Annotated in this window: 4 protein-coding genes; 1 reads left to right on the plus strand and 3 read right to left on the minus strand. The window is 30.9% G+C overall.

Annotated elements, in window-relative coordinates:
* Positions 1 to 673 (plus strand): IS30 family transposase (locus tag LPKJCM_RS11685; protein ID WP_087069675.1); only part of this gene is annotated, 673 nt, incomplete at its 5' end.
* A 140-nt stretch (positions 674 to 813) separates the two neighbouring features.
* Here LPKJCM_RS11685 and LPKJCM_RS11690 read toward each other — a convergent pair.
* From LPKJCM_RS11690 to LPKJCM_RS11700, 3 genes are all read right to left on the minus strand, one after another.
* On the minus strand, positions 814 to 2,565 hold the full coding sequence (locus LPKJCM_RS11690; protein WP_057961472.1) for a putative glycosyltransferase family protein: 1,752 nt from the start codon (positions 2,563 to 2,565) through the stop codon (positions 814 to 816).
* Positions 2,558 to 4,396 (minus strand): putative glycosyltransferase family protein, encoded by a 1,839-nt coding sequence (locus LPKJCM_RS11695; RefSeq protein WP_133057574.1) that lies wholly within the window; start codon positions 4,394 to 4,396, stop codon positions 2,558 to 2,560. Before LPKJCM_RS11695 ends, LPKJCM_RS11690 begins: the two co-directional genes overlap by 8 nt.
* A 109-nt stretch (positions 4,397 to 4,505) precedes the next feature.
* A partial coding sequence (locus LPKJCM_RS11700; protein ID WP_174659036.1) for a transposase occupies positions 4,506 to 4,749 on the minus strand: 244 nt, incomplete at its 5' end.

A 4,749-nucleotide genomic window follows, 5' to 3' on the forward strand; every position in this document is an offset into this window, starting at 1 on the left:
AGGAATGATTGCTCACGAATTTAAAATAGCTACTAAATCTATTTATAATTGGCTAAATCAGGGGAGAATTGGTTTCTCCTTGAATGATCTACCTGAACATGGCGTACGCCAACGGCGTAACGTTGACCAACGATCCAAATATAATCAATCTTTGGGGCGATCAATTGAACAGCGTCCCATGATGATTAATCAACGTAATCGCATCGGCGATTTTGAACTAGATACAGTTGTTGGTCCTCGTGGGCATAGTAAGGCAGTTTTATTAACTTTAATCGATCGCAAATCACGGTTCCTTTGGGCATACCGGTTAAAAGATCGGACGACAGCGACTGTTAATGAAGCACTAACTAAGTTCCTAACCACTTTTAATGGTCCGGTGCACAGCTTTACTGTGGACCGTGGCACTGAGTTTAGTGGGCTAGTATCACTTGAATCACAATATGGTATTAAGACCTATTACTGCCATGCTTATACTCCAGCTGAACGTGGTAGTAATGAACGATTTAATCGGAACTTACGCTATTTTTATCCTAAGGGGACTTATTTTGAGCACATTAGTGCTCAAGGCTTGAAAACCACCTTACTCGAAATTAATCAGAGACCACTTAAAATACTTGACTGGCAAACACCTTATCAGGTCATGCTGACCAATTTGTCAAAAAATTCGGATTAAATTTGCAATCTACCAATTAACTTTTTAATTATCTAATTTTGCTAATTGATCTAATAGATTCTAAAATCTATTAGAATATAAATAACCATACTTATTAGTTTCAAAATAGTATTTATTTTCAGTATAAAAATTTTAATTGTCTATGCCCTTTTACGCTTTTCTTTATAAATTTCAATAGCGAAATATAAGATGCCAATAATAGCAATCATGTTATAAACATATGATAACTTACTTGGCACAATATGAATTTTTATATTTTTAACTTCCCGTGATAATTTATTTAAGGTTAATAAATGTGTACTACTACAATGAAAGTTAACAGGATGGTGATCTTCGTAAACCTGATAATGGACAAAATTATAATAAACGAATGGCATTTCGAAGTTTCTAATATCATGTAAATGGTGTTCAGCAATCCGAAATTCACCATTTCCTAATAATTTCAATTTTATAGTTTTAACCCCGTAAACACCGACATCTTTTGATAAATTTTCTCGTTCAATAAATGACTGTTTAGGATAGTAATCAGGGTAGTCATTCACTGGAAACTGTGATTTAATTACGTAATTAATCTCATTAGCATTTGATATATGGTAATTTAGATATGGTTGATTATTTTTAGCATTATATGGTTTATAATAATCATCATTTTTGAATAATGGGTGTAATAAATTATAACTCGTATGACGGTTTGCCAGACTAATAACTTGTTTTTGTGCAGATAATTGACATGTGAGTGTTACAATTAACACCAATATAATGTATGGTGGCCTTGATTTAGAATTTAAATACTGAGTCAAACATGTTGCAAAAATATAAGTGAATAATAATTGTGGAACAGTGTCTAAACGCCAAGGAAATTGAATAATGCTTAATGGTGTATGTGATAAAGATTGCTCCCATGGGAAAAGTCCCGTTGAAAAAATTGCAAATGCAAAAGATAACCAATATAATTTTTTTATTGTTGGGGTAAATTTATGGTAAAAAATAATGGGAGCAAATATGAAGCCAATAGTTGCGAAAACACTTAACCCCCAAGACATCATGATATTGTTAGTCATTGATGTATATAGTAAGGATAGTAAATCAAGACTGCTTGGCATTCCGAAATTAATTGGTTTTTTTATGTCATTAGTCAATAGAAAAACAATAGCAGGAATCCATATGAAGGATGTTAAGAGTGTAACGGATAAAATAGCCTTTCCTAAATTAATCATCTTGATTTTGTTTTTCCAAATCTGTTTAAAATCAACAAGGAACCACACAAATATGAACAAAAAAACTAAAATACTGCTAAGAACATGTGAAAAGATAATTAAAGTCACACCAATTGTTAATTCAATCCACTTATCATTTTTTATAAATTCCGAAAATCCAAAAATTACTAGTGGCATGTAAATAAAGGATAAAAGAGCCCCAAGATCCATATTAGTAAACGAAAATGTCATGAAAATAGATGAAGTACAGTATAGTATTGAAAATACATAAGAAGTTACACTATTGAGACTAAGAGTTTTACTACTGTAAAAGCTAATTAATAGTCCTTCAAAATATATAATTGCAAAAAAAATGTAAAATAATGAAATTGAAAATTTAACAAAAAGTAAAATAACCACAAATGGTAAAAGTGTGAAATATGGATATAACAGCATTACAGATGTACCATTCCCCCCCATAGAATTAATATTAAAATGAGGTAAAAATACATGATTACGAAACGACTTCACTAGTTCATATATTCTTCCCCAATGAAATGGAAGGTCCCATGCACCATTGATTATATTTGCTTTAAGGAGAAAATAAACGCAAAAAATTGAAACACAAAAAAAAGAAAAAATAATGGCCATGTTGATTTCAATATTCTTACGGTTATTAAATATTTTCTTAATCAATTCGTCTGCGCTTCTTTCGGTTCCTAAATTTGATTATACATAATTTAAATTTAATCATCAAAATATTACTTATAATACTAACTACACCCAATAAAGTCACAATCCTAGAAACATAAAAAACGTGAGGATATATTACTTTAACGTATAAATGGTGGAAGCCATGCATTAAGGCTGGAATAACCAACAAGTGATCTTGCCCCATAAAATTTTTGATTGGTTTTCCATCAAGATAAGTCTTATATTTAAGAGTATTGTACTCAACAATTGGCAAATTTAACCCATAAATTATTTTAGGATTAATCTTAAATTTATATAGACCATTATCTAAAGATTCAATTTTAACTATTTTAGTTCCCTTGTATGAGCCAAAGCCATTAGATGTAAATAAGTTCATTGGCATAGCAGCGACAGGATAGTAATCATAGATTGTTGATACAGATGTTGGAGAATTAAGAACATATTTTAATTGCTTATTCTTATTGATATAATAGCGTGTTTTTGTATATCTTAATCGATCATGGTAAAAAACTGATGATCTTATTGGAATCACTTTACTAGCTCTAGCTTCATGAATTACTTGTAACTGGTTACTAATTTGGAAAATAATAGCAATTATTATTATGCTTGGTACTAACAATTTATGAAAATTAATAAAGCGAACTAATATAAAAGCTAAGATATATGATAAACATAATTCAGGAATCATATCTAACCGCCATGGAAATTGAAGAATTGATAATGGGGTTTTAGTCAAAACAATCCACGAAGCAACACCAGGTTCACCCCAAGGTAGGATATTTGTTGTTAACCCTAATGATATTATTGCAACGATTGCAAACTGTTTAACATACCTATCAAGCCTCTTCCAAAAAATTATTAATAGTAGAAGCCCAATTACAGCAAAGAAGCTGATGATATCTGCCATATCAACACTATTATGAAGTCCTATTGTAACTAAATGAACAATGTCTGTAGCCCCTGTTAGGCCAAAAGAATTTGGATATTCCAATTGATTTTTAAGTATTAAGTCCAGACTTGGCAACCACCAAATTGCTGTAGTTAAAAGGATGAAAAATCCTGATTTAAACAAATTAATCCACTTATGAATATTCATTTGTTTATAACTACACAATGTCCAAATAATCAAAGTAACAGTCAAAATTAATGTTGTTAAAACATGAGAAAAAGTAAGCAAAATCATTCCAATTGTTAATTGAATCCATGAATCATTTTTTAACAGATTGACATATCCAAATATTGAAATTGGCAAAAAAATCATCGCCATCAAAGCTCCAATATCAACAGCCTCAAAAGCGTAAAACATCATCATTGAAGATAGACAATATAGAATTGAAAAAGTATAGCTAATCAATCTATTTTTTGTAATACTTAGACTACTAAAATAACTAACTAATAGAGCAACAAACATCAAAATCATGAAAACAAGATAAATAGACGAAATTGTTGGCTTCATGTAAAGAAAAAACATAGCAATCGGATATAAAGTAAAGTATGGGTATAATTGCATCATCGCGTTAGCATTACAACTCATGCTATTAAAAGTTAAGGAAGGAAAAAAATTTTGACCTTTAATTGCCTTAGTTAGATCCATTATTCGTTGAAAATGAAACATCATGTCATATCCACCATCAATGCCATTACCACTGAAGATGATGTGAGAGTAAAACAAATACGAACCGCTAATAAATGCAATTAAAATAAATGAAACAATAATTAGTGGATTTAAAATGTACCTTTTGTGTAATATAATTTCACGCATATGTGCATAATCATGCCCGTGTATGTAACGCATTTTTAATAGATTCCCCATTATATATTGCATTTTAAAATATAAGCTATTCTCACAATAATGATATTTAAGGTAGCGTCAAGAATCTTGTGTAAATGAAATGCCTTCGTACATATAATATGTATCTAACTTAAATAAATGATGCTTCCAAGGTGTCCTGGAGTCCTTTGAATCCTCGGTGGATCCGCTTCAGAGACTTCTCGTTATAAACATTAAACTGAGAAACCAGGAAGCGATCCAGTGAATCTTCCGTTGGAAATTGTTCTTTGTGGTGGGTGGTGCGCTTGAGATGCTGATTAAAGTTCTCAATCAGGTTAGTGGAGTATAGTGATTGCCGGATAGCTGGTGGAAAGTCCATGAAAGTGAGTAAATTC

Source organism: Lentilactobacillus parakefiri (genome assembly GCF_002157585.1).
Lineage (GTDB): Bacteria > Bacillota > Bacilli > Lactobacillales > Lactobacillaceae > Lentilactobacillus > Lentilactobacillus parakefiri.

Excerpts from the sequence above, each read along its gene's own strand:
- LPKJCM_RS11695 (WP_133057574.1), bottom strand. The coding sequence starts at position 4,396 with ATGGGGAATCTATTAAAAATGCGTTACATACACGGGCATGATTATGCA.